Source organism: Streptomyces sp. NPDC006691 (assembly GCF_042869955.1).
GTDB lineage: Bacteria > Actinomycetota > Actinomycetes > Streptomycetales > Streptomycetaceae > Streptomyces.
The window spans coordinates 391,342-417,845 of record NZ_JBIAGW010000002.1 but is presented as its reverse complement, the minus strand read 5'-3'; the positions used below and the strand labels follow the sequence as shown (position 1 = coordinate 417,845).

The 26,504-nt window shown below is 71.4% G+C and carries 24 protein-coding genes and 4 pseudogenes; 14 read left to right on the top strand and 14 right to left on the bottom strand.

What is annotated here, in order from left to right:
- The first annotated feature begins 163 nt into the window (after positions 1-163).
- The gene (locus tag ACFYNP_RS05380; protein ID WP_388782832.1) at positions 164-1,147 is read left to right on the top strand and encodes a tetratricopeptide repeat protein; all 984 of its coding nucleotides are present in this window, start codon (positions 164-166) and stop codon (positions 1,145-1,147) included.
- Between the two features lie 222 nt (positions 1,148-1,369).
- On the opposite strand, the gene ACFYNP_RS05375 is transcribed toward ACFYNP_RS05380, so the two are convergent.
- Positions 1,370-2,425 carry a S1 family peptidase gene (locus ACFYNP_RS05375; RefSeq protein ID WP_388782830.1) on the bottom strand — a complete coding sequence of 352 codons (1,056 nt, stop codon included), beginning with the start codon at positions 2,423-2,425 and terminating at the stop codon, positions 1,370-1,372.
- 615 nt (positions 2,426-3,040) lie between these two features.
- Positions 3,041-3,244: pseudogene (locus ACFYNP_RS05370) on the bottom strand (helix-turn-helix domain-containing protein); the annotation flags it as partial.
- A 9-nt stretch (positions 3,245-3,253) separates the two neighbouring features.
- Here ACFYNP_RS05370 and ACFYNP_RS05365 point away from each other — a divergent pair.
- Positions 3,254-3,406 (top strand): annotated as a pseudogene (locus tag ACFYNP_RS05365) (NmrA family transcriptional regulator); the annotation flags it as partial.
- Between the two features lie 180 nt (positions 3,407-3,586).
- Here the strand turns inward: ACFYNP_RS05365 and ACFYNP_RS05360 are convergent.
- A complete protein-coding gene (locus tag ACFYNP_RS05360) occupies positions 3,587-3,898 on the bottom strand; it encodes a 4a-hydroxytetrahydrobiopterin dehydratase (protein ID WP_388404109.1) in 312 nt (103 codons plus the stop codon).
- A gap of 80 nt (positions 3,899-3,978) precedes the next feature.
- On the opposite strand from ACFYNP_RS05360, the gene ACFYNP_RS05355 reads away from it, so the two are divergent.
- Entirely contained in the window at positions 3,979-4,977 is a 999-nt protein-coding gene (locus ACFYNP_RS05355; RefSeq protein ID WP_388782827.1) for an NAD-dependent epimerase/dehydratase family protein, read from the top strand.
- Positions 4,978-5,381: 404 nt separating this feature from the next.
- On the opposite strand, the gene ACFYNP_RS05350 is transcribed toward ACFYNP_RS05355, so the two are convergent.
- Positions 5,382-6,500 (bottom strand): sensor histidine kinase, encoded by a 1,119-nt coding sequence (locus ACFYNP_RS05350; protein ID WP_388782824.1) that lies wholly within the window; start codon positions 6,498-6,500, stop codon positions 5,382-5,384.
- A 289-nt stretch (positions 6,501-6,789) separates the two neighbouring features.
- A pseudogene (locus tag ACFYNP_RS05345) lies at positions 6,790-7,563 on the bottom strand (response regulator transcription factor); the annotation flags it as partial.
- 112 nt (positions 7,564-7,675) lie between these two features.
- On the opposite strand from ACFYNP_RS05345, the gene ACFYNP_RS05340 reads away from it, so the two are divergent.
- The 3 genes and pseudogenes from ACFYNP_RS05340 to ACFYNP_RS05330 all read left to right on the top strand — a co-directional run bounded on the left by ACFYNP_RS05340 (position 7,676) and on the right by ACFYNP_RS05330 (position 10,031).
- Positions 7,676-8,440 carry a glycosyltransferase family 2 protein gene (locus ACFYNP_RS05340; protein ID WP_388782821.1) on the top strand — a complete coding sequence of 255 codons (765 nt, stop codon included), beginning with the start codon at positions 7,676-7,678 and terminating at the stop codon, positions 8,438-8,440.
- A pseudogene (locus ACFYNP_RS05335) lies at positions 8,437-9,063 on the top strand (DUF2064 domain-containing protein); the annotation flags it as partial. The gene ACFYNP_RS05340 and the pseudogene ACFYNP_RS05335, both read left to right, overlap by 4 nt.
- A 299-nt stretch (positions 9,064-9,362) precedes the next feature.
- Positions 9,363-10,031, top strand: coding sequence for a class I SAM-dependent methyltransferase (locus ACFYNP_RS05330; RefSeq protein ID WP_388782818.1), 669 nt, complete (start codon positions 9,363-9,365; stop codon positions 10,029-10,031).
- 109 nt (positions 10,032-10,140) lie between these two features.
- Here the strand turns inward: ACFYNP_RS05330 and ACFYNP_RS05325 are convergent, their stop codons facing one another.
- Positions 10,141-12,153, bottom strand: coding sequence for a putative Ig domain-containing protein (locus tag ACFYNP_RS05325; protein ID WP_388782815.1), 2,013 nt, complete (start codon positions 12,151-12,153; stop codon positions 10,141-10,143).
- A 135-nt stretch (positions 12,154-12,288) separates the two neighbouring features.
- Here ACFYNP_RS05325 and ACFYNP_RS05320 point away from each other — a divergent pair, with 135 nt between their 5' ends.
- Together ACFYNP_RS05320 and ACFYNP_RS05315 are read left to right on the top strand one after the other, a co-directional pair.
- Positions 12,289-12,597: a hypothetical protein gene (locus tag ACFYNP_RS05320; protein ID WP_388404092.1), complete on the top strand. Its 309-nt coding sequence runs from the start codon at positions 12,289-12,291 to the stop codon at positions 12,595-12,597.
- A 262-nt stretch (positions 12,598-12,859) separates the two neighbouring features.
- Positions 12,860-13,684, top strand: a complete 825-nt coding sequence (locus tag ACFYNP_RS05315; protein WP_388404089.1) for a TrmB family transcriptional regulator — start codon at positions 12,860-12,862, stop codon at positions 13,682-13,684.
- A gap of 57 nt (positions 13,685-13,741) precedes the next feature.
- On the opposite strand, the gene ACFYNP_RS05310 is transcribed toward ACFYNP_RS05315, so the two are convergent.
- Positions 13,742-14,167: a hypothetical protein gene (locus tag ACFYNP_RS05310; RefSeq protein ID WP_388782812.1), complete on the bottom strand. Its 426-nt coding sequence runs from the start codon at positions 14,165-14,167 to the stop codon at positions 13,742-13,744.
- Between the two features lie 32 nt (positions 14,168-14,199).
- Positions 14,200-15,342 carry a molybdopterin-dependent oxidoreductase gene (locus tag ACFYNP_RS05305; RefSeq protein WP_388782809.1) on the bottom strand — a complete coding sequence of 381 codons (1,143 nt, stop codon included), beginning with the start codon at positions 15,340-15,342 and terminating at the stop codon, positions 14,200-14,202.
- 214 nt (positions 15,343-15,556) lie between these two features.
- Between ACFYNP_RS05305 and ACFYNP_RS05300 the strand changes: the two genes are divergently transcribed.
- From ACFYNP_RS05300 to ACFYNP_RS05290, 3 genes are all read left to right on the top strand, one after another.
- Positions 15,557-15,946 (top strand): VOC family protein, encoded by a 390-nt coding sequence (locus ACFYNP_RS05300; RefSeq protein WP_388404081.1) that lies wholly within the window; start codon positions 15,557-15,559, stop codon positions 15,944-15,946.
- A gap of 114 nt (positions 15,947-16,060) precedes the next feature.
- Entirely contained in the window at positions 16,061-17,605 is a 1,545-nt protein-coding gene (locus ACFYNP_RS05295) for a glycosyltransferase family 87 protein (protein ID WP_388782807.1), read from the top strand.
- A 3-nt stretch (positions 17,606-17,608) separates the two neighbouring features.
- Positions 17,609-18,508 (top strand): helix-turn-helix domain-containing protein, encoded by a 900-nt coding sequence (locus tag ACFYNP_RS05290; RefSeq protein ID WP_388782805.1) that lies wholly within the window; start codon positions 17,609-17,611, stop codon positions 18,506-18,508.
- Here the strand turns inward: ACFYNP_RS05290 and ACFYNP_RS05285 are convergent.
- The gene (locus ACFYNP_RS05285) at positions 18,498-18,875 is read right to left on the bottom strand and encodes a nuclear transport factor 2 family protein (protein ID WP_388404074.1); all 378 of its coding nucleotides are present in this window, start codon (positions 18,873-18,875) and stop codon (positions 18,498-18,500) included. The two genes, ACFYNP_RS05290 and ACFYNP_RS05285, sit on opposite strands and share 11 nt — an antisense overlap.
- Before the next feature lie 530 nt (positions 18,876-19,405).
- On the opposite strand from ACFYNP_RS05285, the gene ACFYNP_RS05280 reads away from it, so the two are divergent.
- The 3 genes from ACFYNP_RS05280 (at position 19,406) to ACFYNP_RS05270 (ending at position 22,191) form a co-directional block, all read left to right on the top strand.
- Positions 19,406-19,996, top strand: coding sequence for a histone deacetylase (locus tag ACFYNP_RS05280; protein WP_388783303.1), 591 nt, complete (start codon positions 19,406-19,408; stop codon positions 19,994-19,996).
- Between the two features lie 157 nt (positions 19,997-20,153).
- Entirely contained in the window at positions 20,154-20,828 is a 675-nt protein-coding gene (locus tag ACFYNP_RS05275) for a GNAT family N-acetyltransferase (protein WP_388782803.1), read from the top strand.
- Positions 20,829-21,171: 343 nt separating this feature from the next.
- A complete protein-coding gene (locus ACFYNP_RS05270) occupies positions 21,172-22,191 on the top strand; it encodes a glycoside hydrolase family 6 protein (protein WP_388782800.1) in 1,020 nt (339 codons plus the stop codon).
- 200 nt (positions 22,192-22,391) lie between these two features.
- On the opposite strand, the gene ACFYNP_RS05265 is transcribed toward ACFYNP_RS05270, so the two are convergent.
- The 5 genes from ACFYNP_RS05265 to ACFYNP_RS05245 all read right to left on the bottom strand — a co-directional run bounded on the left by ACFYNP_RS05265 (position 22,392) and on the right by ACFYNP_RS05245 (position 26,498).
- Entirely contained in the window at positions 22,392-22,553 is a 162-nt protein-coding gene (locus tag ACFYNP_RS05265) for a hypothetical protein (protein WP_388404066.1), read from the bottom strand.
- Between the two features lie 60 nt (positions 22,554-22,613).
- A complete protein-coding gene (locus tag ACFYNP_RS05260) occupies positions 22,614-22,949 on the bottom strand; it encodes a hypothetical protein (RefSeq protein WP_388404063.1) in 336 nt (111 codons plus the stop codon).
- Positions 22,950-23,134: 185 nt separating this feature from the next.
- On the bottom strand, positions 23,135-23,329 hold the full coding sequence (locus ACFYNP_RS05255; RefSeq protein WP_100575216.1) for an antitoxin: 195 nt from the start codon (positions 23,327-23,329) through the stop codon (positions 23,135-23,137).
- Positions 23,330-23,481: 152 nt separating this feature from the next.
- Positions 23,482-24,966, bottom strand: coding sequence for an LmeA family phospholipid-binding protein (locus ACFYNP_RS05250; protein WP_388782798.1), 1,485 nt, complete (start codon positions 24,964-24,966; stop codon positions 23,482-23,484).
- Positions 24,967-25,088: 122 nt separating this feature from the next.
- Positions 25,089-26,498, bottom strand: coding sequence for an amino acid permease (locus ACFYNP_RS05245; RefSeq protein ID WP_388782795.1), 1,410 nt, complete (start codon positions 26,496-26,498; stop codon positions 25,089-25,091).
- Positions 26,499-26,504: the final 6 nt, after the last annotated feature.

Sequence of the window (26,504 nt, the reverse complement as noted above, 5' to 3'; positions counted from 1 at the left end):
TCGGGAGTTCTGAGCCGGCCGCCCGTCCCCTCGACCTCGTTGCGGCGTCTATGCTCGACTGCCAAGCCAGCAACTGCCGGGACCTGGGATGGCATTGAGCGCGGGCTCTCCCTCCTGATCCGATCGTCGCTTTTGCGTGCCTGCCCACGGGTATTCTCTGGCGATGTCGAATCAGACGGTGGCGGCGGGAGTCAGTCTCGCTGGTGTGATGGCGCACTGCGGCGGAAGCCCAGTGGTCGCCGCGGAGCTTCTAGTGGGAGCAATAGCCTCGGCACCGACAGCTCCGGAGCCGTATGCCGCCCTCGCCGAGTTGTGGCAGGCCCGGCGCTCGGAGCTGGAGGGGGGTCTGGAGAAGCACGGCTCCTTGAGCGCTGTGCTGGCGCAGGCGCACTTCTGCTTCCTTGAAGGAGACATGGACAATGCGGTGATGGCCCTTGGCTCGGTCACGGGGGTGCGGCCCGACGTGGCATGGGGCGCTGCCCCCTGGTTCGGCGATGCGCGCTTCCTCGGCGCGGTGAGCGCTGCGGCGCTGGCCGAGGCGTGTCTGCGAACGTTGGACTACGGTCACGACCTGGACACCGACGAGATGCGGGAGCGGTTCGCGCCCTGGTTCCATGCCCTCGACGTGGTGTCCGAACGGGATCCCGTGCCGGAGTCGTTGGCCGCCATGGCCCGGCTGCCCCGGGCCTGCGGTCGGTACGACCTGTCCTTCGCGCTGTGCGACCGCGCCGATGCCGTCGGTCGGGTCATGTGGACGGCAGTCGCACGAGCGGCAACCTGGCGTGTGATGGGCGACCTGGATCAGACTGCCGCTGCCCTCGAAAGCGCGCTGTTCCTGGACTCCGCCAACTGGTCCCTCTACCTGGACCTAGCCGACGTGCGCGCCGAGCAGGGCGACTTCGCCGCAGCCGCGAGCCTCGCCGGTCAGGGCCTGGAATACGAGCCTCACGAAATCTCCCTGCGCGCGGCGAGAGCCGCCTACCGCACGCGCCTTTCCGGCTCGTCCGACGACCTGAGCAGCCTGATCGCCCTGGCGCCGGAACTCGCGAACACCACCTACCGGGACCTATTGATCGACTATGCGTGTGCGGGTCCAAAGCTGCCTCGCAGACTCGTTGCACAGGCTCGCCGCATCTGTACGAACTGAAGGGCTGTCGTACCAACCGGTGCCAGGTGGGATGCCTTTCCGGTTCCTGGTCACGTGATCCGCCAGGCGGTGCCCAACTCCCCTTGCCAGTAAGGGCATTGACATCGAATGGACCGCGCCGCCAGCGAAGCAGGAGGTGCCCCGACAGAGCCGTGGGACGGGCACCCCGTGCCGTGGGGGGAGGTCGAGCGGCACGGGATGCCCGTCCGGGGGCGACCGGGGTCAGCCGATCTGCGCCCCGTACGCCGAGAGCGCTTCCGGGACGGGCTGGAAGAAGGTCTCCCCACCCGAGGAGCAGTCGCCGCTGCCGCCGGAGGTCAGGCCGAGGGCCGTACCGCCGTCGAAGAGCGAGCCGCCACTGTCGCCGGGCTCGGCGCAGACGGTGGTGTCGATCAGGCCGTCGACCTGGCCCTCCTGGTACGTCACGGTGGCGTTGAGGCCGGTCACCTGACCGCCGTTGACGCCCGTGGTGGAACCACTGCGCTGAACCTGTTCGCCGACGGTGGCGTCACCGGCCCCGCTGATCTGCTGCGACGAACCGTTGTACAGGTCCACCGCGCTCGGGTGATCGATACCGCTGGTGTAGCGCACCAGGGCATAGTCGTGGCCCGGGAACGTGGAGTCCTGGGTGACACCGATCTCCGAACCGCCTTGCTGGTCGGACCAGTTGGAGACGGCATTACCGCAGTGCCCCGCGGTCAGGAAGTACGGCTGCCCGCCCACTGTGACGTTGAAGCCGAGTGAGCAACGGGCGCTGCTCCCCCAGATCGCGTCGCCACCCGCGATGAGGGGCTGGAAGCGGCCTGCTGTTCTCTTCAGGGTGACCGTGTCACCGAGACCGCGGACCACCTTGTCGAGCCGTGCGAGCCGATCACCCGTGACGGTGCGGTCGGCCTTGACGACCATCGTGTTACTGACCGGATCCATCGACCAGGCCGTGCCCGGTATGGACGCCTGTGCCTTCAACTGCTGTCGTGTGGAATCCAGTTGCGCCATCGAATGCTTGACGGTGCGAGGCTCGGCACCCGCCGCACGAACGGTGTCGGCGGTCACGCCGTCGACCACATTCACCACGAGCTTCTTGGTCTTGGCGTCATAGTACGAGCCGGCCGTGCGACCGGCGAGGGTGGTGTCGATCCGGTGCGCCAGTCGGCCAGCCGATACGGCGGTCAACGGGGCGGGGTTCGGCGCGGGGGCCGCGTCGGCACTCTGCATGGTCAGAGTCGCGCCGAGCGCCAGGGCTCCCGCCGCGGCGGTGGCCGCACGTCGGCCTGACATCCATCGCTGCTTCAACTCACAACCTCCTGTGGGGGGTTGAGCCCGGCCTCGGGTCATACACCGGGCCCACGGGCGCGCCGACCCGGGCGCGGCGGCCAGGATCCCCGGCACACAGCGCGTCCATGTCAACTCGCCGGGTCGAGTATCGCCATCCATTGCTCCCTTGCGCAAGTAATGAACTCGCGTGATACGTGCGGGGGTTGGCGACACTTGAGTGTGAGCAGAGGTGCTGCGCGAAGGTCTGCGCGCCGTTCGTGAAGGAACTGGGCGTGCTCGTAAGGACTTTGAAACGGCCATCTACCAGGCTCCGCCCCTGCGGCGCCGAGCCCCTCTGTGAAGTGGCTGGGGCGTCTGCGACGTTCACCTAATCGTGAGAGCGCTCCTGCCTCGCACGGCTGTGGGAGCGCTCCCGACTCACCGGACGGATGGAAGCGCTCCCAGCTTGCGCGAGGCGCGAGAGCGCTCCCAGCACGCCAAGCCGAGCGCGGCGCGTGAGAGCGCTCTCGCCTCGCCGCGCCATCCCCACACCAAGTCACTCCCCCTCGACCCCCGACACCCGCCGCTCAACAGCCCTCGCCGTCGGCGGGCCCGACCCCTACCGATCGGTTCCGGCCCGCGTGTCGGATGCTCCTGCGGCCTGATGCCACGCACCCGCTTGAACGCGGCGCTCAGCGCGAAGGGGCCGCTGTAGCCCACCTGGTGGGCGATGGTTTCGACGGTGGCGTCCGTCCCACGCAGGCGGTCGGCGGCGAGGGCGAGGCGCCAGACGGTCAGGTGAGCCATGGGCGGCTCCCCCACCAACTCGGCGAAGCGGCGCGAGAATCCCCGGTACCGGAGGCCGAGTGGCTGGCCGGCCTGCTCACCACGCTGCTCGACGGCCACAACGCGTCGACGACGGACGGTGTGAAACGGGTTCTGGGACGGGAGCCGCGTGACTTCGCCGCGTTCGCCCGGCACGCGGCCGCGGTGGGCGCCTGGCAGGGCTCTGAGCCCGCAGCGGCGGGGCGGGACGGGACGGGTCGGGTCGGGTCGGACGGGGGTCGGCCCGACCTCCCCTCCCCTTCCCGACACCGCCCCCGACCCCCACACCGACCCCGGCACCGGCACCGGCACCGGCACCGGCACCGGCACCCTGAGAGCGCTCCCCCGCTTCGGGTGGTGTCATCCCGCGCCGTGAACGGCGGCGATCTCCTCGATGCGGTGCGCCAGTTGGAAGTCACGCTCGGTGAGCGCGCCACCCGCGTCGTGGGTGTTCACAGACAGGGCGACCGTGTTGTAGCCGAGGGTCAGGTCGGAGTGATGGCCGAGTTCCTCCTGGATCTGAGCGACGTGGACGACCATGGCCGTCGCCGCGAAATGCCCCGCCAGCCGGTAGCTGCGGGAGATCCGGTCGTGGTCGTCCGACAGCGACCAGCCGGGCAGTTCGCCCAACCGGTCCTCGATGTCCTTCTGCGACAGCGGCTCAACAGGCATGTCCGAATACTCCTTACGGGGCGGTGACATGACGGGGTGGAGTGGTGACGGAGAGGCTCCACATCCGTAGCGTCTCCCCTATGCGCGTACTTGTCACGGGAGGCGCGGGCTTCATCGGCTCGCACATTGTCACAGCCCTGGCCACCCACGGCCATGAGCCCTTTGTCCTGGATCGGGCGGTCCGTCCTGGGGACGACGTACGTGATCCGGGAGTTGTGGCACGGGCGCTGCGTGGAGTCGACGCGGTGTGCCATCAGGCCGCGATGGTCGGCCTGGGAACGGGATTCGGCGACGCGGCCGAGTACGTGAGCTGCAACGATCTCGGCACGGCGGTGCTCCTGACGGCGATGGCCGACGCGGGGGTACGCGATCTGGTGCTCGCAGGGTCAATGGTGGTCTACGGGGAGGGCCGCTACGAGTGCGCCGAGCACGGCGTCGTACGCCCCGGGCCGCGGCCGGTCGAATGGCTGGAAGCAGGTCGCTTCGAGCCTCAATGCCCGTACTGTGAGGCCGAGTTGAGCCCCGGCCTGGTGGCGGAGGAGGCGCCGGCCGACCCTCGTAACGTGTATGCCACCACCAAGCTGGCACAGGAGCACCTGGCTGCCGCGTGGGCGCGGGCTACCGGCGGCCGGGCGGTTTCGCTGCGCTACCACAATGTGTACGGACCGGGGATGCCCCGCGATACGCCCTACGCGGGGGTGGCCTCGTTCTTCCGCTCGTCGCTGGCACGGGGCGAGGCGCCGCGCGTCTTCGAGGACGGCCGCCAGCGTCGGGACTTCGTTCATGTACGCGATGTCGCGGGGGCCAATGTGGTGGCCCTGGAAGCGCTCTCGGGCCGCCCGCCGGGCGCGCTCACCGCGTACAACACGGGCAGTGGAACCCCGCACACGGTGGGCGAGATGGCGCGGGCGCTGACGTCGGCGCACGGTGGCCCCGAACCGGTGGTGACGGGCGAATACCGGCTCGGCGACGTACGGCACATCACTGCGGACTCGGCGCGGCTGCGGCGTGAGCTGGGCTGGAAGCCGGCGGTGGGCTTCGCCGAGGGGATGACCGAGTTCGCCACCGCGGAAGCCTAGCCCGCGCAACTGCCTGGCGGCGGCCACCGCCATCGGGTGGGGCTTGAGCGCGAGGTGGCCGGGAAGCGTGGTGGAGACGAGTGCCGGCAGTGCGGCAGCCCCGACGACCGGGTGGCGTGTGCGCACCGGACCACCCCGGCGTCCTGAGGGTGGGACCGACCCCAGGTAGGAGTGGCCGCCGCCGGGCCGCTCAGCGTCTGGGTCACCCCCGTGCAGGATTGCTCCGGTGGATGACCCGCGTCAGGGTTACCCCCGTCCAGGACTGCTCCGGGGCTTGGATGCCCCGCGTCAGGGTTGTTCCGTGCGGGGCGCCCTGGCACGGCTCCGTTCCCCGGTGGTGGCACGCCGGTGTGGTTGCTCGCGCCGGAGTGGGCGGGGCGAGGGCGGGGCGAGGGCGGGGAGGGTCAGTTTCCGGCGTGGGCTGCGGGGAGGGTGAGTTCGAACCGGCAGCCGCCTGCGACGTTGCGTACTTCGGCGCGTCCGGAGTGGGCCTCGACTATGCCGCGGACGATCGCGAGGCCCAGGCCGGCTCCGCCGGGCGGGGTACGTGCCTCGGTGCCGCGCCAGCCGGTGTCGAAGACGCGGGGCAGGTCGGCGTCGGGGATGCCACCACAGCCGTCCGTGACGGAGAGCGTGACCGCGCCGTCGCAACCCTCGGCGGCGACCGCGACCGTGCCGTCGGCGGGGGTGTGCCGGATGGCGTTGACCAGCAGGTTGGCGAGGACTCTGGTCATTTCCTTGCCGTCCACCTCGACGGGCACCGCGTCGACGCGCTCGCCCACGAGGCGTACGCCGTGTTCACGGGCCAGTGGGTCCGCGCCGGCCAGAGCATCACCGATCAGATCGTGGACGGACATCCGGGCCGGGTTGAGGGAGAGCGCTCCGGCGTGGATGCGGGAGAGTTCGAAAAGGTCGCCCACCATGGAGTTGAGGCGTTCGACCTCGGTCCTGATCTGACGGAAGTAGCGGTCCGGGTCCTTGGCCATGCCGTCTTCCAGAGCCTCGGCCATCGCGCGGAGTCCGGCGAGCGGGGTGCGCAGGTCGTGCGAGATCCAGGCCACGAGTTCGCGGCGCGAGGTTTCCAGCGCGCGCTCCCGTTCGCGCGACTCCGTCAGCTTGGCACTGGTGGCCGCCAACTCCCGGCTGAGTGCGGCCAGTTCGGCGGTCGCGGGTCCTGCCGGAGCATCGAAGCTGCCGCCGTCACCGAACGATCGAGCAGCCAGGGCGAGGCGGTGGCTGCTGGCCACGACGCGTCGGCCGAGCAGGAGCGCGGTCGCGAGGGAAGCGACGGCTGCCATGGCGACGACTACCGTCACCACGGTCAGGTCGTGGGAGTTCAGGAGCATCGCCCAGGCCACGGCGAGCGTACCGGCCAGCATCGCGAGGACCGCCACGGCCGCGACGACGGCCACGGACGCGGTGAGCGAGCGGTGGCGAAGCAGCCGCAGGGCGAACGCGCCGACCAGTCCGGCGGCCGCCGCACCGAGGAAGGCGTACAGCGCGATGAGGAGGATGTCACCCACGGCCGACTCCGTGATGTGCGCCGGTGTCGAGGTCGGCGGCGGTGTCGGTGTCGGTGTCGACGAGGTGGAGGCCCGTGTCGGTGCCGAGCTCGACAGGGTGGAGGCCGGTGCCGGTGCCCAGCTCGACGCGGTGGAGGCCGGGGTCGGTGTTGAGGTGGCGGTCGATGCCGGGGTCGAGGTCGCTCCCGGCATCGTTCAGGACGCCCGCGACCACCCTCCCATGCCCGGCCGCAGCCACCCCTGGGCGCGTCCCCGCACCCGTCCCCACACCCGTCCCCACACCCGCACCTGCCGCCGGCTTCGTGTCCGCCCCCGTATCGGATCCCGCTCCCGCTTCTCCCGCACCGGCTTCCGCCCCCGCATCCCCCTCGAAGCGGTAGCCGACTCCCCACACCGTACGGATCAGGGTCGGCTTGGCCGGATCGGATTCGATCTTGCCGCGCAGCCGGCGGACGTGGACGGTCACCGTGGACAGATCGCCGAACTCCCAGCCCCACACCTCATGCATCAGCCGCTCCCGGGTGATGGCCTCGCCGGGGCGGGCCAAGAGGTAGGCCAAGAGATCGAACTCCCTTAGTGTCAGGGCCAGTTCACGTCCTTCTTTCGCGGCGGTGCGCGCGGCGGGGTCGAGGGTGATGCCGGCGCGGGACACCGGTGGTCCCGGGTGTGCCGTGGCCGCGCGGGAGCGGCGCAGCACGGACTCGACGCGCAGGACGAGTTCGCGTGGGCTGAAGGGCTTCGTCACGTAGTCGTCGGCACCTATCTCCAGACCGAGGATGCGGTCGTCCTCGTCACCGCGCGCGGTCAGCATGATCACGGGGACCGGGCCCGTGGCGCGCAGTCGGCGGCAGACCTCCAGGCCGTCCATGCCGGGCAGCATCAGATCGAGTACCACCAGGTCGGGGCGGCGGGCGGCCGCCGCGCGCAGGGCGGCGGGGCCGTCGGCGGCGAGGTCGACGGCGTGGCCCGCGCGTTCCAGGTATCCGGTGACGACCTCGGCTACGGTCGGATCGTCGTCGACGACCAGGATGCGGCTCTCGGTGCTGTGCATGGCATCCACCATCGCACCGAGTGGAGGCGTCCGGCTGGGCCGGGTGGGGCTCGACCGGGCGATGTCCGCGTTTCGTAAGAACCCGAAATCCGTTTTGCCCGGTTTGGCTTCGTACGGTGAGGGCGTGACTGAATCCCCCTCCGCAACCCCCGGGTCGCCGCCGCTCACTCCCGCTCCCCCTTCCCCCTCCGCCCCGCGCGGACTGGTCGCGGACGTCGTGCTGCCCTGCCTGGACGAGGTCGAGGCGCTGCCCTGGGTGCTGGCCCGGATCCCGGACGGCTGGCGGGCCGTCGTCGTCGACAACGGTTCGTCGGACGGTTCACCCGATGTGGCCCGCGCTCTCGGCGCGACCGTGGTGCACGAGCCGCGCCGGGGCTTCGGCGCAGCCTGTCATGCCGGGCTGCTCGCCGCCGAGGCCGAGTACGTCTGCTTCTGCGACTGTGACGCCTCGCTCGATCCGGCCGAACTCGTCCGGTATGTACGGGACGTGGCATCCGGCGCCGCCGACCTGGTGCTCGGCCGGCGGCGGCCGCAGGGTCCCGGCGCCTGGCCGCCGCACGCGCGGGCCGGGAACCTGGCGCTCGCACACATGCTGCGGCGGCGCACCGGGCTGCGGCTGCACGACCTCGGCCCGCTCCGGGCCGCGCGCCGTGAGGCACTGCTCGGGCTCGACCTCACCGACCGGCGCAGCGGCTATCCGCTCCAGATGGTGGTGCGCGCCGCGGACGCGGGCTGGCGCGTGGCCGAGTACGACGTGCCCTATCTGCCACGCACCGGTAAGTCCAAGGTGACCGGGACCTGGCGGGGCACCTGGCATGCGGTGCGGGACATGCGCAAGGTGCTGGCCGAGCCGCCGGTGGCGGAGCGCGTCCGGGCGGGCGCACGATGAGCGCGGCGGCGGACGGGCGGGCCCCGGGTACGACGCTGATCATCCTGGCGAAGGCGCCGGTGCCCGGCCGGGTCAAGACGCGGCTCACCCCGCCGTACACCCCGCAGGAGGCGGCCCGCATCGCCGAGGCCTCGCTTGCCGACACCCTTGACGCGGCGCTCGCCACCCCCGTCCGCAGAAGGGTGCTCTTCCTCGACGGCGAGCCCGGGCCATGGCTTCCGCCCGGCATCGAAGTGCTGCCGCAGTGCGCGGGCGGTCTGGACGAGCGGATCGCGGCGGCGTTCGCGGCGTGCTCCGGCCCCGCGCTGCTGATCGGCATGGACACCCCGCAGGTGACCCCGGCCCTGCTCGCGCCCGCGCTCGCCGATCCCCGTCCAGGTGAGGCGTGGTTCGGGCCGGCGGAGGACGGTGGGTTCTGGGCGCTCGGCCTGACCGACCCCGACCCCGCCCTGCTGCTCGGGGTGCCGATGTCGGTGGCCGAGACCGGGCGCGTCCAGCGGCAGCGGCTGTCCGACGCCGGGCTCGTGGTGCGCGAGCTGGCGTGGCTGCGGGATGTGGACACCGCGGGGGATGCGCGTCTCGTCGCGCGGCTCGCGCCGCACGGTCGGTTCGCCCGCGCTCTCGATGCGGGCCGCCCCGACTGCCCCGTCCTCCCCACGGCCTCTCTGCCTGCGGCGATCGGGTCCTCGGCCGCCCGGACGGCACAGCCCTCGCCCTTCCCGCCCGCCCCGGACGAACGGCCCGCGGCAGTCCGGGCCGCCTCGGACCGGCAGCCCGTGGCAGGCGAGCCCGCCCCGGACGGACAGCCGCTGTCGCCCGCACCCACCGCGGGCCACCAGGCCCTGACGGCCGTGTCCGCCGAGGGCGAGCCCCTGACACCCGGGTCCGCCGAGGGCGGGCCCCTGACGCCCGGGTCGCACGCATGGTGAGAGCGCTCTCGGTCACCACCGCGGCTCCGGCCGCCTGGCACGCCGACCCCTACACCGACGCCCTGCGCTCCGGGCGCGGCCCGCTGTTCCTGCACAGGCCCGACGGCTGGCTCTTGCCTCTCGATGTCGAACGCTGGTGTGCGGAGCCCGACTTGGCGGACCGTACGGTGCTGCGGCGCTGCCGGGGCGCGGTCCTGGACATCGGCTGCGGGCCGGGCCGCCTGGTGGCCGCGCTCGCCGCCGACGGGGTCGCGGCCCTGGGTGTCGATGTGAGCCCCGAAGCGGTCCGCCGCACCCGTGACTGGGGCGGCAGCGCGCTGTGCCGCTCGGTCTTCGACCGGCTGCCCGGCGAGGGGCGCTGGGACACCGCGCTGCTCATGGACGGCAATGTGGGCATCGGGGGCGACCCGGCGAAGCTCCTCGATCGCGTGGCTCAACTCGTTTCGCCAGACGGCCTGTTGATGGTGGAGACGGCCCCGTACGAGATCGATGAGCGGCTGCGGGTCAGGGTCTGCGACGCGCGCGGCGCGGCGGGTGGCGACTTCGCCTGGGCGCGGCTCGGCACGAACGCGTTGCTGTCCTGCGCCCGTCCCCTGGGCTGGCGCCCGGCCGGCCGCTGGACCGCGGCGGGCCGCCCGTTCGTGGCCCTTCGGCGCGGCTAGCGGAAGGCCGACGACCGCGCGACACGCGAAAGGGGCGGGGCGGGGCTTCACCCCCATGGGAGTTCGGCCCATGGGAGTTCAACCCCGCCCCGTCTCGGGCGCGTTCAGGTCAGCTCACGTCGACCGCGGTGTCGTCGATGACGAACGACGTGGCCAGGCTGCTGTCCTCCACACCGTTGAACTTGAGGGTCACCGTCTGCCCCGCGTAGGAGGAGAGGTCGAAGGACTTCTGTGTGAAGCCGGTGTTCTTGTTGAGGTTGGAGTAGCTCGCCAGGGTGGTCGAACCGGCCGTCACCGTCAGCTTGTCGAAGGCGGTGGTGGTGGTCGTCTCCTTGGTGTCGATGTGCAGGTAGTAGCTGAGGGTCGCGTGGCACCCGGCCGGGATGGTCACCGACTGGGACAGCGAGTCGGTGTGCGTGGTGCCGTAGCCGTTGAGCCAGGCCTTCCACGAGCCGGAGTGCGCGGCCTCGCCGCTGGAGTTGTCGACGACGCCCGCGGTCGCTGACCAGGGTGCGGCGCTACCGGTCTCGAAGCCGGGGTTGCCGAGCAGCTGCGACGCGGTGCAGCCGCCGCCCGAGGTGCTGACGTTCCAGGTGAAGGATGTCGCGCCGCTGGCGTTGGTGGAGTCCTTGGCGGTCACGGTGACGTTGGAGGATCCGGCGGCGGTCGGGGTGCCGGAGATCAGTCCGGTGGAGGCGTTGATGGACAGGCCGGCCGGGAGGCCGGTGGCGCTGTAGGTCAGCGACTGGCCGCTGTCGGAGTCCGTCGCGTGGATCTGGAGCGAGACCGCGGTGTTGACCTGCGTCGACTGGTTGCCGGGGTTGGTCACCGACACGGTGTTGCCGGTGCTCGTGCCGCCGGTGAAGGCCGCCGTGCCGTTGGGGGTGCCGAGACCGGTCGGGCCGTCGTAGCCGGCGGCCGCCTTGCACAGGTAGGCCGGGCTGCAACTGCCGTTGGCGCCGGTGGTGACGTCGTTGAGGGAGGAGGTGTGGGCGTAGGGGTAGGACGCCGGGACCGTGTTCGCGGCGGGTGTGCCGGCCAGCGCGTACACACTGGCGATGATCGGCGAGGAGGCGCTGGTGCCGCCGTACACGTTCCAGCCGGTGGCCTGGTAGCTGTCGTAGACCGCGAGGCCGGTGTTGGGGTCGGCGACCGCGGAGACGTCGGCGACGGTGCGCTTGGCGCAGCCGGTGTCCTTCTGCCAGGACGGCTTCGGGTCGTAGGCCGAGCAGCCGGAGCCCGCGCCCTCGCCGCCGGAGCTGGTGCCCCAGACCGACTCGGACCAGCCGCGGGTGTTGCTGGCACGGCTCAGTGAGGTGCCGCCGACGGAGGTCACGTACTGGGAGGCGGCCGGGTATTCGACGCCGTATCCGCTGTCACCGGAGGAGACGGTGATGGCGACGCCCGGGTGGTTGAAGTAGGAGGCGTCGGAGCTCGGGTCGGTCGAGTCCTCGCTGCCGCCGTAGCTGTTGGAGACGTACTTGGCTCCCATGGTGACCGCGCGGTTCACCGCGGCACCCAGGTCGTCCATGTTCGCGGAGGTCGCCTCGACGAGCAGGATGTGGCACTGCGGGCAGACGGCGCTGACCATGTCGACGTCGAGGGAGATCTCACCGGCCCAACCCGAGTCCGCCGTCGGGTAGTTGGTGCCGCCGTTCTGGTCCACCTTCTTGAAGCACCCGTTGGCTGTGGTGCAGGCGGGCAGTCCGTACTGCGAACGGTATGTGGCCAGGTCGGACTCGGCGTTCGGGTCGTCCTGCGCGTCCACGATCGCGACGGTCGCACCGGCGCCGGCACTCGACGGCAGGGCGTACGCGCTCTGGAGGTCGGTGGGGCCGTAGCCGGAGGGGGCCGCGTTCGGGGATATGCCGAGGTGGTGCTGCACATCGGTACGCGCCAGAGCCAGGCAGGACATCACGCCGGCCTTGTCGGGCTGGGCGCACAGGCGTTGCACGTTGGCCGGCTGGGCGCTACCGCTGTCGGTGGCCGCCGCGACGGACGGCGCGACGGCGATCAGGCCGCCGGTGACCAGGGCCGCCGCGGAGAGCGCGGCGGTGGCGGCCCGGCGAGTGAATCCGGGGAGGCCGAAGGGTCTCTTCGAGTACAAGGAACTGCCCTCCATGGGGGGTTGGTTCGCCGGATCGGGGCGAGCGGTGAGGTGCCGGGAGCTGGGTGTTCGGCGGAACTGATCCGGCGCGTTCGGCAGTACGTGGTACGGGGGTGCGGGGTACGGGAGTGCGGGGTACGGCACTCCGTAGTGCGGCGCTACGTGGTGCGGCGGCACGTGGTGCGGCTGTGTGTGGTGCGGCACTGCCTGGTACGGCTGTACATGGCGCCGTACTACGTGGTGCGGGAGCACATGGTGCCTGCGCACGCGGTGCGGGAACACCTGGTGCGCGTGCCCGTGGTGCGGGAGCACATGGTGCGCGTGCCCGTGGTGCGGGAGCACATGGTGCGTGTGCGGAGCGTCGATCGGGCGCGGAAGCGCGATCGGCGTGACGAGTGCGGCACGTTCGGCGGTACGTGTGTGCATGTGCACGTGATCGGCGCGTGCGGCTTTGCGTGATCAGTGCGTGACGGTGGCACCTCGCGAAGACTGCCACCCGCTCAAGTGGTGGCAGGGACGAAGGTAGCGACGGCCGACGGGTGCGACAACAGCGTTAGGCAAGCCCGAGGCAAAGCCTTTCCCTCGAAACGGGATGGATCACCGTGGGGGCGGCCCGCCGCATTCCCAAGGATCACAGGGCTGCTCAGAGCAGGGTGTACGTGTATACGGTGGCGGGCAACTTGCCGAGGGAGCACGTACACGGAGCTGGACGGGGATGCGCATGGAGCCGGATGAGGGGTCGGTCAACGACCTCGTCGAGCTGGGTCTGTCCCGCTACGAGTCACGGGTCTACCTCGCCCTCGTCAGGCGCGACTCCTACACCGCGGCGCAGGTGGCGCGGGAGGCGGAGGTGCCGCGCCAGCGCATCTACGACGTCCTCGACGGCCTGGTGCGCGCACAGCTGGCGGTGGCCCACCGAGGACGGGTCGCCACCTTCACGGCGGTCGCTCCGGAGCTCGCGCTCACGCGCCTGATGAACCGTCAAAGGGAGTCCCTGGAACGGCTGGAGAAGGTGTCGGCCGGTCTCACCTCGATGCTGCTCCCCCTGTGGGCGGACGGCCGGGCCCACACCGACCCGCTCGACTACATCGAGGTACTGCGCGACCAGCGGCAGATCGCCGAGCGCTTCGCCGACATCCAGGAGCAGGCCGACTCCGAGCTCCTCACGTTCTGCATGCCTCCGTTCGTCGCCCCGGCCGCGAACACGAGCGGGATCAAGGCGACGCGGCGACTGCGCCGCGCCAAGGGGACGGTACGGGCGGTCTACACGCACGACGCGCTGGCCGACGACGAAGTCCTGGAGAACGTGCGTCGTTTCGCCGAGGCCGGCGAGGAGGCCCGCTTCGCACAGCACCTTCCCCTCAAACTGGTCATCGCGGACGCCTCGTTGGTGCTGTGCGACATGCCGGACCCGGTCGCGGGGACGGGCGCCACGACGGCCCTGTACATCGAGCACCCCGCGCTCGCGGCCTGTCTGCGACTGGCGTTCCAGAGCGTGTGGGAGGCGGCGGAACCGATGGGGGATGCGGCGCGGAACAGGGCCTGATGGGCTGCCCGGCTGTCCGGACGCGGGAGAGGTCTCTCAACGGATCGCCCGCGCACCTCAACCTTGGCCGATTCGGCGCCTGTTCGCCTTCCCCCTCGCCCAACGCACAGCGCCGATCAGCCCCGCCAGGGCAGCCACCACCGCCAGGGAGAGCAGGAGCCCCCGCACGTAATCCAGCGGCAGGACGGAGGAGTTGGCTGTCGGAAGCGGACGCAGGAGGAGCGGGAGCGCGATCAGGGCGAGGCAGCCGGCGGTGAGCAGCGCGCCACGCAGCAGGCCTCGGTTCTTCAGGCCGCCGAGCAGCAGGCCCGCGCCGAGCACCAGTGGCGCGATCAGCCCGTCGTGCAGAACGACGGCCCCGGCCAGCCAGATCAGTACGTCCCAATGTGTGGCCTGGCCCCACAGCAGCACTCCTCCGAGCCCCGTCATCGCGAGCCCCACGGCGCCGAGCGCGCTGCGCGTCAGCACCGTACGCGTCAGCACCGTTCGCACCTTCGTCATGGCCGCCGTTCGCATCACAGCACCTCCAGCCGGCTGACCCACTTGGTCTGTAGGACGCCGGGGCGGTTCGGCGCGATGATGCGGGCCGGGTAGCCGTGATCCGGCGTCAGGACCCGCCCGTTGAGCTTGAGGGCGAGCAGGGTCAGCGGGTCGTGGGCGTACTCGCGGCCCATCTCCATCACGCGGTACGCGCCGTACCGCTCCAGGGACACCACCCGCACCCGCGCGTCCGGCGGTGCCCCGGCCCGGCGCAGCAGGTCCGTCATGCGGACGCCGCTCCAGTGGGCGGACTTGCTCCAGCCCTCGACGCAGGCGATGGGCAGGACGGATTCGTACTGGCTGAGGGCGGCCAGTTCATCCAGGGTGAGGGTGTACGGGTTCGGCCCGGCCACCGTCAACCGGTAGGCGGAGAGGTCGACCCGAGCCACTCCGGCCGCCGCGGCGGTCCGGTTGACCGGGAGGGCCTGGGGTCCGTGGTCGGGATGGCGCGGGGCGAGCAGGTCGAAGGCCTTGAGCGGGGTGAGGGACTGGCCGACGGTGGTGAGGGTGACCGCGCCCACGGCGGCCGCGACCCCGGTCAGGAGGGAGCGCCGGTCGGGGCCGTCGGCCGTGGGCAGGGTGAGCGTTCCCGGCGACTCGCGGCGCCAATGAGCCCTGATCTCGGGGTACTTGACGGCGATGTGCAGCAGCAGCCCGCCGGCGAGCAGCCAGGCGACGGCGAAGTGCACGGGCACGAAGGAGAAGGGCCAGGGATACCACTGCACGGTGTTCAGGAGCCCGGTGAACAGTTCGAAGACGGCTCCGGCGACGAGGACCGCGATCGAGAGCCGCTCCAGGGCGTGGCGCACGGAACGCACGGGGGGCCAGGCGAACAGCCTCGGATACACCGTCCACAGCTTGGCCAGGAGCAGCGGGATCGCGGCGATCCCGGTGGCCACGTGCAGGCCCTGGGTGAGGCGGTACCCCCACAAGGGCCGGCTGGGGAGGTCGTCGGCCAGCCAGCCGGGTGGGTGCTGGAGGTAGTGGCTGACCAGTCCGGTGCCGAAACAGACCGCGATCGCGGCGCCGAGCCAGCGGCCGATCGAGGTCGCCGTGCGGGCGTCGTGCAGCCGGCCGCGGAAGGCGGGCGGCCGCACTGCGGGGAGGCGTGGCTTCATGGCCCCATCCCACCGCGAGGAGCCGCCGCTCCGGGCGGCTCGACACCTTACGGTTCTCGAACGCCGATGCCCGGCACGGAAATGCGATGGCGCGATCACTACCGTGACAGGGTCGTGGATGTGTGGTTAGGATCTTTGGGCAGCATCGCGTGTCGGTCACCGGCCGGGTGAGACATGGAGGTGTCTGTGAGATGCCTGTTGGAGGCATTCCACCGTGTCCGTACAGTTGAATCACACGATCGTTTTCGCCCACGACAAACAAGTTTCCGCCGAATTCCTCGGCGAGATCCTGGGTCTTGAGGTCGGGAAGCAGTGGGGGCCGTTCATCCCCGTCTCGACCAGCAACGGTGTCACTCTCGATTTCGCCACGGCACCCGAGGGAACGGACATCACGCCGCAGCATTACGCCTTCCTCGTGTCGGAGGAAGAATTCGACGCGGCATTCGAGCGGATCAAGTCGATGAAGCTGGCGTACTTCGCCGATCCCCATCAGCAGCACCCGAATGAGATCAACCACAACGACGGCGGGCGCGGGGTGTATTTCCCCGATCCGGCCGGACACGGAATGGAGCTTCTGACCGTTCCGTACGGCGGCTGGAAGTAATTCACCGGCGTCGGGTAGCCGGGCCGCCTCCGTATGTTCGGGCGAACCTTACGGTTCGCGGACGGCGGGGGCGGCCTGCCGTGCGGTGCGGCCCGGAGCTGGCAGGCTCGGGGCGTGACTCATGGATCCACCCTTCGCCCCGTCTTTCGCACCGGCGTCCTGCTCGCCGCGCTCACCGCGGTGCTCGCCCTCACCGTCCTGCACGACGGCTACAACAGCGACCCGGGCGGGCTCTCCTGGTGGTACGCGGCTTCCTGGCTGCTGTTCGCCCTCGCCGCCTGGTCGCTGCGCAAGGTCCCGGCGCGCGGACAGGCCGCGCTGATCGTCGCGGGCGGCATCGCCATCGCCGCGACGGGCCTGCTCGCTCCCCCGCGCACCAGCACCGACTCCTACCGCTACGCGTGGGACGGCCGGGTGCAGGCGGCCGGAATCTCCCCCTATGACCACGCGCCGCGCGACCGCGAGCTGACCGGGCTGCGCGACCCCTGGCTGTTCCCCACGGACCCGGCCCAGTGCGCGCTGCCCGACCATGCCCGGGTCGACGGTGGCTGTACCCGCCTCAACAGGCCTTCGGTGCACACCATTTACCCACCGGTGGCCGAGGCGTACTTCCTTCTGGTGGACGAGATCTCACCCGGATCCGCCCGCATCAAGCCGCTCCAGATCGGTGGCGCGCTGTGTGCGGTGGGCACCACGCTCGTCCTGGTGCGCATCCTGCGGCGGCGGCGCGGCACGGGCGGGGAGCCCGGCTCGGCGCCGGTGCCGGCGGCGGTGCCGGTTTCGGTGGCGGGCGCCGCGTACTGGGCGTGGTGCCCCGCCCTGCCCGTGGAGGCGGTCAACAACGCCCATGTCGACGTGCTGGCCGTCCTGTTGACGGTCGCGGGGATCGGCGTACTGACGGGCGGGCGCGGCACTCAGCGGCTCGTCGCCCCGGCAGGCGCGCACGGCACGGAGAAGCTGGGTCACCCGACGGGCGGACACGGCTCCGAGAGCGCGATCAGTGGGCTGCGGGCCGTACTGGGGGGAGCCCTGATCGGCGCAGGCGTCGCGGTCAAGATGCTGCCGGCCGTGGTGCTGCCCGCGGTGCTGCGGCGGCGGCCGGTCACCGTGCTGCTGTCGACGGTGGGCCTGATCGCGCTCTCCTACCTCCCCTATGTGCTCGCCTCGCACTCCTCGGTGTTCGGCTACCTCGGCGGTTACACCGAGGAGGAGGGGTACGACGATCCCGCCGCGCGCGGCCGCTTCGCGCTGCTGCGTCTCGCCCTGCCCCCGAGCTGGTCCCTGCCGGTGACACTCGTCGTGCTGCTGGCGCTGACGGCGTACGTCCTGCGCCGCGGGAGGCCCGAACGGCCCTGGGCGGGAGCCCTGTCGCTGCTCGGCTCGGCCTTCCTCCTCCTCACCCCCGGATACTCCTGGTACGCCCTGCTCCTGGTCGCCCTCGTGGCGCTCGACGGGCGCTGGGAGTGGCTCACGGTCGCGGGAGCGGGGGCGGCCAGTTACGTGACGGCTCGGGCAGCGCCGGGTTTTCCGGTGGCGACGACGGCCTACGCGATCGCCGCGGGCGCGGTCCTCACCGGTTGCGTACTGCGCCTGCGGCGACGCCCGGAGTACGACGCGGATCCCGCCGAGGCGCGGTCCGAGGGGCGGGTTAGTGTCTGAGGTATGACAACTGCCGCACTCGGTACGGGAGTCGGGCCCATGCTGCGCGGCTGGCGCGAGCAGCGCCGGATCAGCCAGCTGGAGCTCGCGCTGCGCGCCGATTCCTCGGCCCGGCACATCAGCTTCATCGAGACCGGCAGGTCCCGCCCCAGCGAGGAGATGATCCTGCGCCTCGCCGAACACCTCGACGTGCCGGTCCGCGAGCGCAACTCCCTTCTGCTGGCCGCCGGTTACGCCCCGCACTACGCACAGACCCCGCTCGACGACCCGTCCATGAGCGCCCTGCGCGAGGGGATGGAGCGGCTGCTGCGGGCCTACGACCCCTACCCGGCCGTGATGGTGGACGCGACGTACACGGTGCTCGCCGCCAACCGGGGCATGGGAATGCTGCTCGACGGCGTGGCACCGCATCTGCTCACCCCGCCGGTGAACGCGATGCGGCTCACCCTCCACCCCGAGGGCCTCGCCCCGCGCATCCGCAACCTCCCCGAGTGGCGCGGCCATCTCCTGGAACAGATGGAGCGGCAGATCGCGCTCCTGCGCAATGACGCCCTGCGCGAGCTGTACGAAGAGGTCGCCGCACATCCCGTGTGCTTCGTGCGGCCCGAGCCACCCGTGCATCCCGTGCATCCCGTGCATCCCGTGCAACCCGTACAACCCGTGCCCTCGGCGTCGGCATCGGCATCGGCGGACGCGGAGGGATCGGGCGATGCGAGCGTTCACCCCGCGATTCCCTTCGCACTGCCCCTGCGCATCGAGCACGCGGGCACGGTGCTTTCCTTCATCTCGACCATCGCCACGTTCAATACGCCCATGGACGTCACCGTCTCCGAACTGGCCATCGAGACGTTCCTGCCGGCCGATCCGGAGACGGCGAAGTACCTTCAGTCGCTCATGCCGTAGCCGGTACGCGGTCCAGGAAGCCGGCGACGGAACGGATCCGGCCGTCCTCGGCAAGGGTGATCACATCGAACCCGGCGACGGGTGCGGAGCCGTCTGCCACCGACACCAGCTCCCATCCGAAGCGGGCGATGTCGTGGTTCCCGTCGACCGCGCCGAGCGGCCGGAACGCGAACCCCGGAAACCGCGCCCGCGCCCCCGTGATCACGGCGGCGATCCCGTCGTGCCCGGCGACCTCGACGAGCGGGTCGGTGTAGGTGCCGTCCTCGGTCCACCCGGCCGCCACGGCCTTGGCGATGGACTCGGCCGAGTCGGCGTTCCACGCCTCGAAGTAGCGGGTGACGGCGGTCTCGTAGCGGGTCTCGGACATGGAAATCAGCCTCCGTGAAGTACGTTCTACCGGTCGGGAACCCGGGACCCGACCGGAGTGCGCCGCCCGGGTCCCGATGTCGGCAACTCTGCCGGGAGGCGGGCGAGGGGTCGATTACCAGCGGGGTCATGGAGTTGGCCATCGCCTTGGATGCGACGCGCGCGGCAGGGCATGCGGCAAGGCATGCGGTAACGCGTGGGGTGAACCGTGCGGCGAAGGGCGGAGGTGCTGCCGTGGACGACAGCGATACGGGTGACCGGCGTCCAGTCACTTCGGACGCCCCGGGGTCGGATGCGGAAACCCCGGGGTCGGACGCGCGGGGCGCAGGGCCGGACGCGCGGGGCTTGGACTTGGGCTCGGACTTGGACGGCTTGGGTACGGGCACGGGCACGGGCTTGGGCACGGGCTCGCCGGGCCGGGGCGGATCCCGCCCGCACTGCGCCCGCCCGGAGCACTCCAGCTCGGACGGCTCCGGCCCGGAGTGCCCCGGCTCGGACGGGCTGATCTGGTACGCCTCGTACGGCTCCAACATGCATCTCGACCGGCTCGCGTACTACATCCGGGGCGGGCGTCCGGAGGGAGCGGCCCGGTCCTATCCGGGGTGCCGGGATCGGCGGCCGCCCGTCCGGTCGGTGCCGGTGGAACTCCCGGGGGCGCTGTACTTCGCGACCCGGTCCCCCGTCTGGCGGGGCGGCCGGGCCTTCTACGACCCTGGTGCGGACGGCCTTGTGTACGCCCGCGCCCACCTGGTGACGGTAGGTCAGTTCGCGGACATCGCGGCGCAGGAGATGTACCGGGAGCCCGGGGCGGACCTCGACCTCACCGAGGTACTGGGCACGGGCCGGTCCACCCTCGGCGAAGGGCGCTACGAAACCCTCGTCCACGGCGGACAGCTCGACGGGCGACCCGTGCTCACGTTCACCGCGCCCTGGCGCATGGACGAGGTGGACTGGACCGCGCCCTCGGCCGCCTACCTCGGACACCTGGCGGAGGGGCTCCTTGAGGCGGGTGCCTGGGACGAGCGCGCGGTGACCACGTATCTGGCGGGGCGCCCGGGCACGGCGGGCCTGTGGACCGAGCAGGCGGTTGCCAACCTCCTGACGGAACGACCCGCGAAGTGACCCAGGCCCGTAACTCCGCCACCCATCAGGGAAGTTGACGGTTCCCCATGAGGGGCCGCCACGTCACCCTCCGTACCCTTGGCTCCGGAGCGGACGGCCCGGCGCAGGCGCCGAGCACGCGCTTCACGGAACAGTGTCGCCAAGGGGGGTCACAGGGATGACGGGAACGACGGGAACCTTGCGGGTGGCGGCGACCGGGGCCTCGGGCGCGCTCGTGTTGCGGCCCTGGCGCACGAGCGACGCCCAAACGGTGATCGAGGCATACGGCGATCCCGAGATATCCCGCTGGACCACCAAGCCGATCGCCGGCCGCGCGGACGCGCTGCGGTGGCTCGACATCCAACGCCGGGGAACCGAGAGCGGGACCCGCCTCTCCTTCGCCGTCTGCGCCGCCCATGAGCGGAATCCGCAGCACGCGGAGCGCCTGGAGCGCTTGCAGCAGGCAGAACGGGCGTACTCAGCGGACCCAGCGGACGCAAGGGACTCAGCCGCCCGAGCCGATCAAGTCCAGCCGCAGGGAGGCACCATCCTGGGGAACATCTCCCTCAGATGGAGCGAGGCGTCCGGCCCCGAGGCCGCCGAGGTCGGCTACTGGGTGATGGCTCACGCGCGCGGGCAGGGCGTGGCACCACGCGCCGTGGAAGCGCTCTCAACGTGGGCGTTGGAGAACTTCGCGGGCGATGGACTGCGCCGCATCAAGCTGATCCACCAGGTCGACAACCTCGCCTCGTGCCGGGTCGCGGCGAAGACCGGCTACCACTTCGAGCGGATCCTCCCGGCCGAGCCGCCCTACCCCCGGGACGGTCATCTCCACGTGCGCGAGGCGGGCTGACCGAGGTGTACGGGCCTGCCGGCACACGGTCTGCCCGGGCTGGCCCGGCTGACCCGAAACGCGGCCTGCCATGCCAGGGCCACAGCGCGCAGGCCTCCCCACAACCCGCCGGAACCAAGCCTGATCCCTGGCTCATCCCCGCCTGATCCCTGGCTGATTACTGGTTGATCCCCGTCTGATCCCTGTCTGATCCCTGGCTGATCCCCGCGGGCGAGGGAGGACGGCCAGGCCATATACGCCCGTTCCCCCGAACAGCCCCACGTACGGCCCCGGGTCCGGGCGCTCGGTGGGCCCGGAGTGCCAAGATCTCCCGAATCAGTGGGTTCGTCATTCTTGGAGTCCTATGTCCGGCTGGTCACGCTCCCCTATCCGCTACGGCCTCGCGGTGCTCACCGCCGCGCTCTCGCTGGGGTTCACCGCTCCCGGCGCCCCGGGGGCCGTCCCCGTACCCGTCCCCTCGCCTTCCCCATCACCGTCGCCCGCCGATCCGTATCCGGGCCCGTACTGGGTGAACCCCGATGGGCCGGCCGCCGAGCAGGTCTCCGAGTGGCGGCGGGCCGGCCGGGAATCGGACGCGGCGCTGATCGAGCGGATCTCGCTCCGGCCCCAGGCTGACTGGCCACGGCCGGAGGGGGTCGAGCAGCAGGTGCGCGACCTCACGGGCTCGGCCGCCCGGGCCGGACGGGTCCCGGTCCTCGTCGCGTACGACATCCCGCATCGCGACTGCGACGGCGAGTCGCGCGGCGGCGCCGCGAACGCGACCGCCTATCGGACGTGGGTGGACGCGTTCGCGCGCGGCATCGGCGACCGTGCGGCCGTCGTCATTGTCGAGCCGGACGCCATCGCCCACCTGGTGAGCGGGTGCCCGGGAGCGCCTTCCGCCGAGCGACTGTCCCTACTCGCCTATGCGGTACGGGAGTTGAAGCGCGGGCCCGCGACCAAGGTGTACCTGGACGCCGGCCACTCCGCCTGGATCACCGACCAAACGACCCTGCTTGAGCCGTTGCGGCAGGCGGGAGTGGAGCAGGCGGACGGCTTCTCGCTCAACGTCTCGTCGTTCCAGACGAACGCGGCCAGCGCCGAGTACGGGCACCGGCTGTCGGCCGCGCTCGGCGGCAAGCACTTCGTGGTCGACACCAGCCGCAACGGCAACGGCCCCTACTCCGGTACCGACAACTGGTGCAACCCGCCCGGCCGGGCCCTCGGCACCCCGCCCACGGCGGCCACCGGGGACCCGCTGATCGACGCCTACCTGTGGATCAAGCGCCCCGGTGAGTCGGACGGCTCTTGCCGGGGCGGCCCGAAGGCGGGGCGCTGGTGGCCCGAGTACGCCCTGGGGCTGGCCCGCGCGACGCGCACGTAGCCATCGACCGGGCGTCAGGCCGTCCCGGCGGGCGTCCGACCCGCTGGGCGTCCGACCCGAGCGTCCGACCCGCTGGGGGTCCGATCCGCTGGGGTGAGCAGGGCTGCTGAGAGCGCTCTCAGCAGCCCTGCCTCCTCCCCCTGGCCGGCCCGTCACGGCCGTCTGTCGTGCCGGCCTCCCGTGGCGGCCGGCTCGCCTCGCTAGCCGGTCTGTCGGTCGTCCTGGTGCTGCTGCCTCGTGGGCTCCTCCTCGCCCTCGGCCGGGCTCGCCCCGTCCTCGGGGAGGCGGGCACCGGCGGGCCGTACCCGCGCGGCTTCGGCGCGGATCATGGCGTTGAGCGCCGCGAAGGGGTCGATGGGCATGACTGAACCACCTTGCTGTGTAAGTGAGTTGGCTGTCCGACCTGGTTCCGTACGGAACGGTCAGCAGCGCAGCACCACACAGCGGACGCCCGTCGCCATGGCGGGCGTACGGGCGTCGTCGTTCGGGGTGGCGGGCGTCGGCGCCGGCTCCGGCCGCTCGGCGTCGACCGCCGTGGGCCGGCCCGGCCGTGCGATCCGGCTCGGCTGGACGGGAAGTACGGCATCGGCCGCGTCGGGCACGCCCTCGTTCGACGGTTCGGGTGCCATCGACACCTCGGCCGAACTCGCCGTCCGCCCCTCGCACGTCTGCACGCCGGGCGCCGCCCCGAACAGCGCGCCGAGCACCATCAGCACGACAAGGGCGCGGCGCAGGGTGGCGAGGGAGGCGGACGGCATGAGGACAGCTCTGCCCAGGGACACCCGTGACGTGCGCGGATCCGGGGCAGATCCGCTCTACCGGGTGACTCCTCTTGACGTATTGACGCCGCCGCGTCGCTCGGCGCGCCGATCCCGTGCGACCGACTCGGCGCAACGGATTCGGCGCAACGGATTCTGTGAAACAGACTCCGCGTACCGCCGCGCTAGGTCCCCGGCGGGGGGTTCTGCGGCCGGTCGGAGCCCAGCTGCTCGTTGAGCTTCTGCTGAGCCGTGTCGACCTGGCTCTGGTACTTGTTGCCGGTCTTCGCGTCGAAGGCGTCACCCGCCTTCTCAACGCCCTGTCGCGCCTGGTCCGGGTGGCCCTTGATCAGGTCCTTGAGCTTGTCGAGCATCGACATATCTGCCTCCTCGCGGATGCTGGCTCAACCCAGCATCCGCGCATTCGTCGGGGTTCGCACCCCCAGAGGCCGCCCGCCCCGGGGGCGGGCGGAGGCATTGACGGCACACTGCCCTGCGCGGGACACGCGCCAGTCGCCCGCGCCGACGGCCGCTAACCGCTTTTGCCGACGGCGAGACCCGTGCCGGTGGCGGTCGCGACGATGCCGTTCTTCTCGACGCGTACCGCGCGCAGGTGCAGGTCCCGCGCCTGCTGGGGGAGCGTGAACGAGAAGGACAGACGGTCGGACAGCTCCGGGGGCCGCATGGCGAGCACCCCCGCGATCAGCTTCGGGTCGATGCCGATCTTCGAGAGCAGCCAGGGGTGGTCCACCACCACGTCGACGAGGTTGACGTGGGTCAGCTGTTCGGCGAACCGGGGCGTGCCGACCAGCTCGTGCAGCTTCTGCTCGTTGTGCAGGGCCAACTGGACGTCCTCGTCCGGCACTCCGAGCCGCTTCACCACGGCCGGCACCGCGAGCAGTGCCTTCGCGCGGGCGGTGTCGCGACTGATGAGTTCGGCGGTCTCGCGGTGCAGGGTCAGGCCCCGGTCGCGACCGGGCCGATAGGTGGCGATGCCGGGCATGTCGAGGCTCATGCCGTCGATGTCCGTGGACAGGCCGTGATCGCCGACGAGACGCAGCCGGGCCTCGGCGCTGACCCGCAGTTCCTGTCCCGCGATGGTCAACTGTCCGTCGGCGCCGACCGAGTTGTCGCCGCGTCGGGTGAACTTGACCTGGGATGCGGCCAGTTCGCGGTTCATATCGTCGAAAGAGAGCGTGATCTCTCCGTTGAGTCGGCCGATGACCGCGCCGCTGATGTCGCTCGGCAGGTTGCCCGTCAGCCGGATGTCCTGGGCGTCGGCCTGCACCTTCGCCAGCGAGATCCGGTCGGCCGGAACATGGGGCACGGTCACGTCCACGCGCTGTAGCCGCTTGTCCAGGACCTGAGTGAAGAAGGGGAAGCCGTGGATGTCGACCTGGGGCGCGGCCTCCAGGTGGAGCTCGGACTGGAGCTCCTGCTGTGCCTTCTTCTCGGCGTACATCACCGCGCACCGGTCCCCGAGGATCAGGAATCCGGCACCCACGGACAGGGCGACGAGCAGCTTCGCGGTGCGGGGCACGGCGGCGAGCAGGCTGCTGCGGCGCCGGCGTCCGCGCCTGGTGCGGCGCCCCGGCTCGGCGCGTCGGCGGCCGCGCGGCGGGGCAAAGAAATCCTCGCCGGGGCCGGTCGCCGTGCTGCCGCCGTCGCCCTCGCGATCGCCGACGCCGACGTCGGCGCCGAAGAAGGGGAGCTCTTCTGGGCTCGGGCCGGACCCCTGGCCGGGTCGCAGACCGGGGCCGGCCGGGGGCGTGGTCCGGCCGGGTATCGCTTCAGGTATTTCCCGGGTGGCTTGAGCTGGTTCCTGAGTGGCACGAGAGGAGTCGTGCGTGGCGGGGCGAGGGGAGTCATGCGTTGCGTTGGCCGGTTCCTGGGTCGTGTGAGCGGCGTCGGTCCAGGAGGCGTCGGCCGGGTGGGGGTCCGGCTCGGGGTCGGCCAGTGCGGCCAGTTCGTCATAGGGGTTGCGGTAACGGGGGTACATGCGGGTGGGGGTTCGCATCAACTCATCCCACCACACATGATCCACTCGCAGACAACCGCTACTGCCGGTACGTCCGTTATGCCCCGGCCCGCGAGGCCCGCGCGCCCCTCTCGGGGCCGGTGACCGTGGCGAACAACACGTCAGACGCGGGCCTCGCGGGCTTCGCGGGACTCGGTGGAGGCGGAGGGCTCGGTGGAGGCAGTGGAGGCGGAGGGCGGGGCCTGGCCGTGCTGCTTGCGTGCGGCCATCCACGCGTACACGAGGACACCCGCGAAGAGGAACAGGACGCCCTGGTAGACGGCCTCGTATCCGGAGCCCGCCACCAGCCACATGGAGAAGCCGGAGGCGAGGACGGCGAGAACCGCGTCGCGCACCAGGCGGGAACGGCTTACGCGCTCCGACTGGCCTGAGGCGAGGAAGTAGATCTGGGCCGCCGTCGACAGGAGGTAGGGGACGGTGGCCGTGAAGGTGGTCACCAGGACCAGGATCTCGAAGACGCCCTTCGATCCGGCGGTGTAGTTGTAGACGGTGAGGAGCGAGGCGAGCACGGCGGTGACCAGGACGCCGACGGTCGGGACGCCGCGCCTCTTCTTCCCGAACACCTGCGGGAAGAGGCCGTCCTTGGCGGCGGCGTACGGGGTCTGGGCGCTGAGCAGGGTCCAGCCGTTGAGGGCGCCGACCATCGAGACGAGGGCGGCGAGTGCGACCGCGACGCCACCCCAGGAGCCGCCGAACATGGAGTTCACGGCGTCCGTGAAGGGTGCGGTGGAGGCGACGAGCCGGTCGTGCGGGACCGTACCGAAGACGGAGAGCGTTCCCAGGAGGTAGATCACGGCGGCGCCGAGCGTGCCGAGGATGGTGGCGCGTCCGACGTTGCGGCGCGGATCGCGGACCTCGCCCGCACTCACGGCGGCCGATTCGACGCCGAGGTAGCTGAAGAGGAGGATCGCGGCGGAGGCGGAGATCGCGCCGAGCCCGGACTGACCGCCCGTCTGGAAGGGGCCGAGGTTGGCGGGGTCGAAGAAGAACAGTCCGCCGACCGCGACGAGGAGCAGCGGGGCGAACTTCAGTACCGTGGCGACGAGTTGGACCGCTCCTACATAGCGGGTGCCCGCGAGGTTGGCGAGGGCCGGGAGCCATTGGAGGACCAGGGCGGCGGTGATCGTCGCCGCCTTGGACTCGTGTACGGGTATGAGGACGTCGAGGTAGCCGACGGCGGCGACCGCGAGGGCCGCGTTGGAGACCCAGGTGGTGATCCAGTAGGACCAGGCGGCGAGGAACCCGGCGAAGTCGCCGAAGGCCGCGCGGGCGTAGACGTAGGGGCCGCCGGTCTGGGGGTGGCGTTCGGCGAGCCGGCCGAAGACCAGGGCGAGCGTGATCGCGCCCGCCGTGAGCACGGCGAACGCGACCAGGCTGATGGTGCCGAACGGGGCGACGGAGGCCGGCAGCAGGAAGATCCCGCCACCGATGATGTTGCCCATGACCAGCGAGATGGCGACCGGCAGGCCGAATTGCCGGGCGTGCTTGCTCTGGGCTTCTTGCGTGGTCATGACGGG

Coding starts and splice junctions, on each gene's coding strand:
- ACFYNP_RS05245 (WP_388782795.1), bottom strand. CDS start 26,498: ATGACCACGCAAGAAGCCCAGAGCAAGCACGCCCGGCAATTCGGCCTG.
- ACFYNP_RS05265 (WP_388404066.1), bottom strand. CDS start 22,553: ATGCCCATCGACCCCTTCGCGGCGCTCAACGCCATGATCCGCGCCGAA.
- ACFYNP_RS05285 (WP_388404074.1), bottom strand. CDS start 18,875: ATGTCCGAGACCCGCTACGAGACCGCCGTCACCCGCTACTTCGAGGCG.
- ACFYNP_RS05275 (WP_388782803.1), top strand. CDS start 20,154: ATGACGGGAACGACGGGAACCTTGCGGGTGGCGGCGACCGGGGCCTCG.
- ACFYNP_RS05360 (WP_388404109.1), bottom strand. CDS start 3,898: ATGCCTGTTGAGCCGCTGTCGCAGAAGGACATCGAGGACCGGTTGGGC.
- ACFYNP_RS05270 (WP_388782800.1), top strand. CDS start 21,172: ATGTCCGGCTGGTCACGCTCCCCTATCCGCTACGGCCTCGCGGTGCTC.
- ACFYNP_RS05250 (WP_388782798.1), bottom strand. CDS start 24,966: ATGCGAACCCCCACCCGCATGTACCCCCGTTACCGCAACCCCTATGAC.
- ACFYNP_RS05380 (WP_388782832.1), top strand. CDS start 164: ATGTCGAATCAGACGGTGGCGGCGGGAGTCAGTCTCGCTGGTGTGATG.
- ACFYNP_RS05255 (WP_100575216.1), bottom strand. CDS start 23,329: ATGTCGATGCTCGACAAGCTCAAGGACCTGATCAAGGGCCACCCGGAC.
- ACFYNP_RS05290 (WP_388782805.1), top strand. CDS start 17,609: ATGACAACTGCCGCACTCGGTACGGGAGTCGGGCCCATGCTGCGCGGC.
- ACFYNP_RS05325 (WP_388782815.1), bottom strand. CDS start 12,153: ATGGAGGGCAGTTCCTTGTACTCGAAGAGACCCTTCGGCCTCCCCGGA.
- ACFYNP_RS05260 (WP_388404063.1), bottom strand. CDS start 22,949: ATGCCGTCCGCCTCCCTCGCCACCCTGCGCCGCGCCCTTGTCGTGCTG.
- ACFYNP_RS05375 (WP_388782830.1), bottom strand. CDS start 2,425: ATGTCAGGCCGACGTGCGGCCACCGCCGCGGCGGGAGCCCTGGCGCTC.
- ACFYNP_RS05355 (WP_388782827.1), top strand. CDS start 3,979: ATGCGCGTACTTGTCACGGGAGGCGCGGGCTTCATCGGCTCGCACATT.
- ACFYNP_RS05305 (WP_388782809.1), bottom strand. CDS start 15,342: ATGAAGCCACGCCTCCCCGCAGTGCGGCCGCCCGCCTTCCGCGGCCGG.
- ACFYNP_RS05280 (WP_388783303.1), top strand. CDS start 19,406: ATGCATCTCGACCGGCTCGCGTACTACATCCGGGGCGGGCGTCCGGAG.
- ACFYNP_RS05315 (WP_388404089.1), top strand. CDS start 12,860: ATGGAGCCGGATGAGGGGTCGGTCAACGACCTCGTCGAGCTGGGTCTG.
- ACFYNP_RS05330 (WP_388782818.1), top strand. CDS start 9,363: ATGGTGAGAGCGCTCTCGGTCACCACCGCGGCTCCGGCCGCCTGGCAC.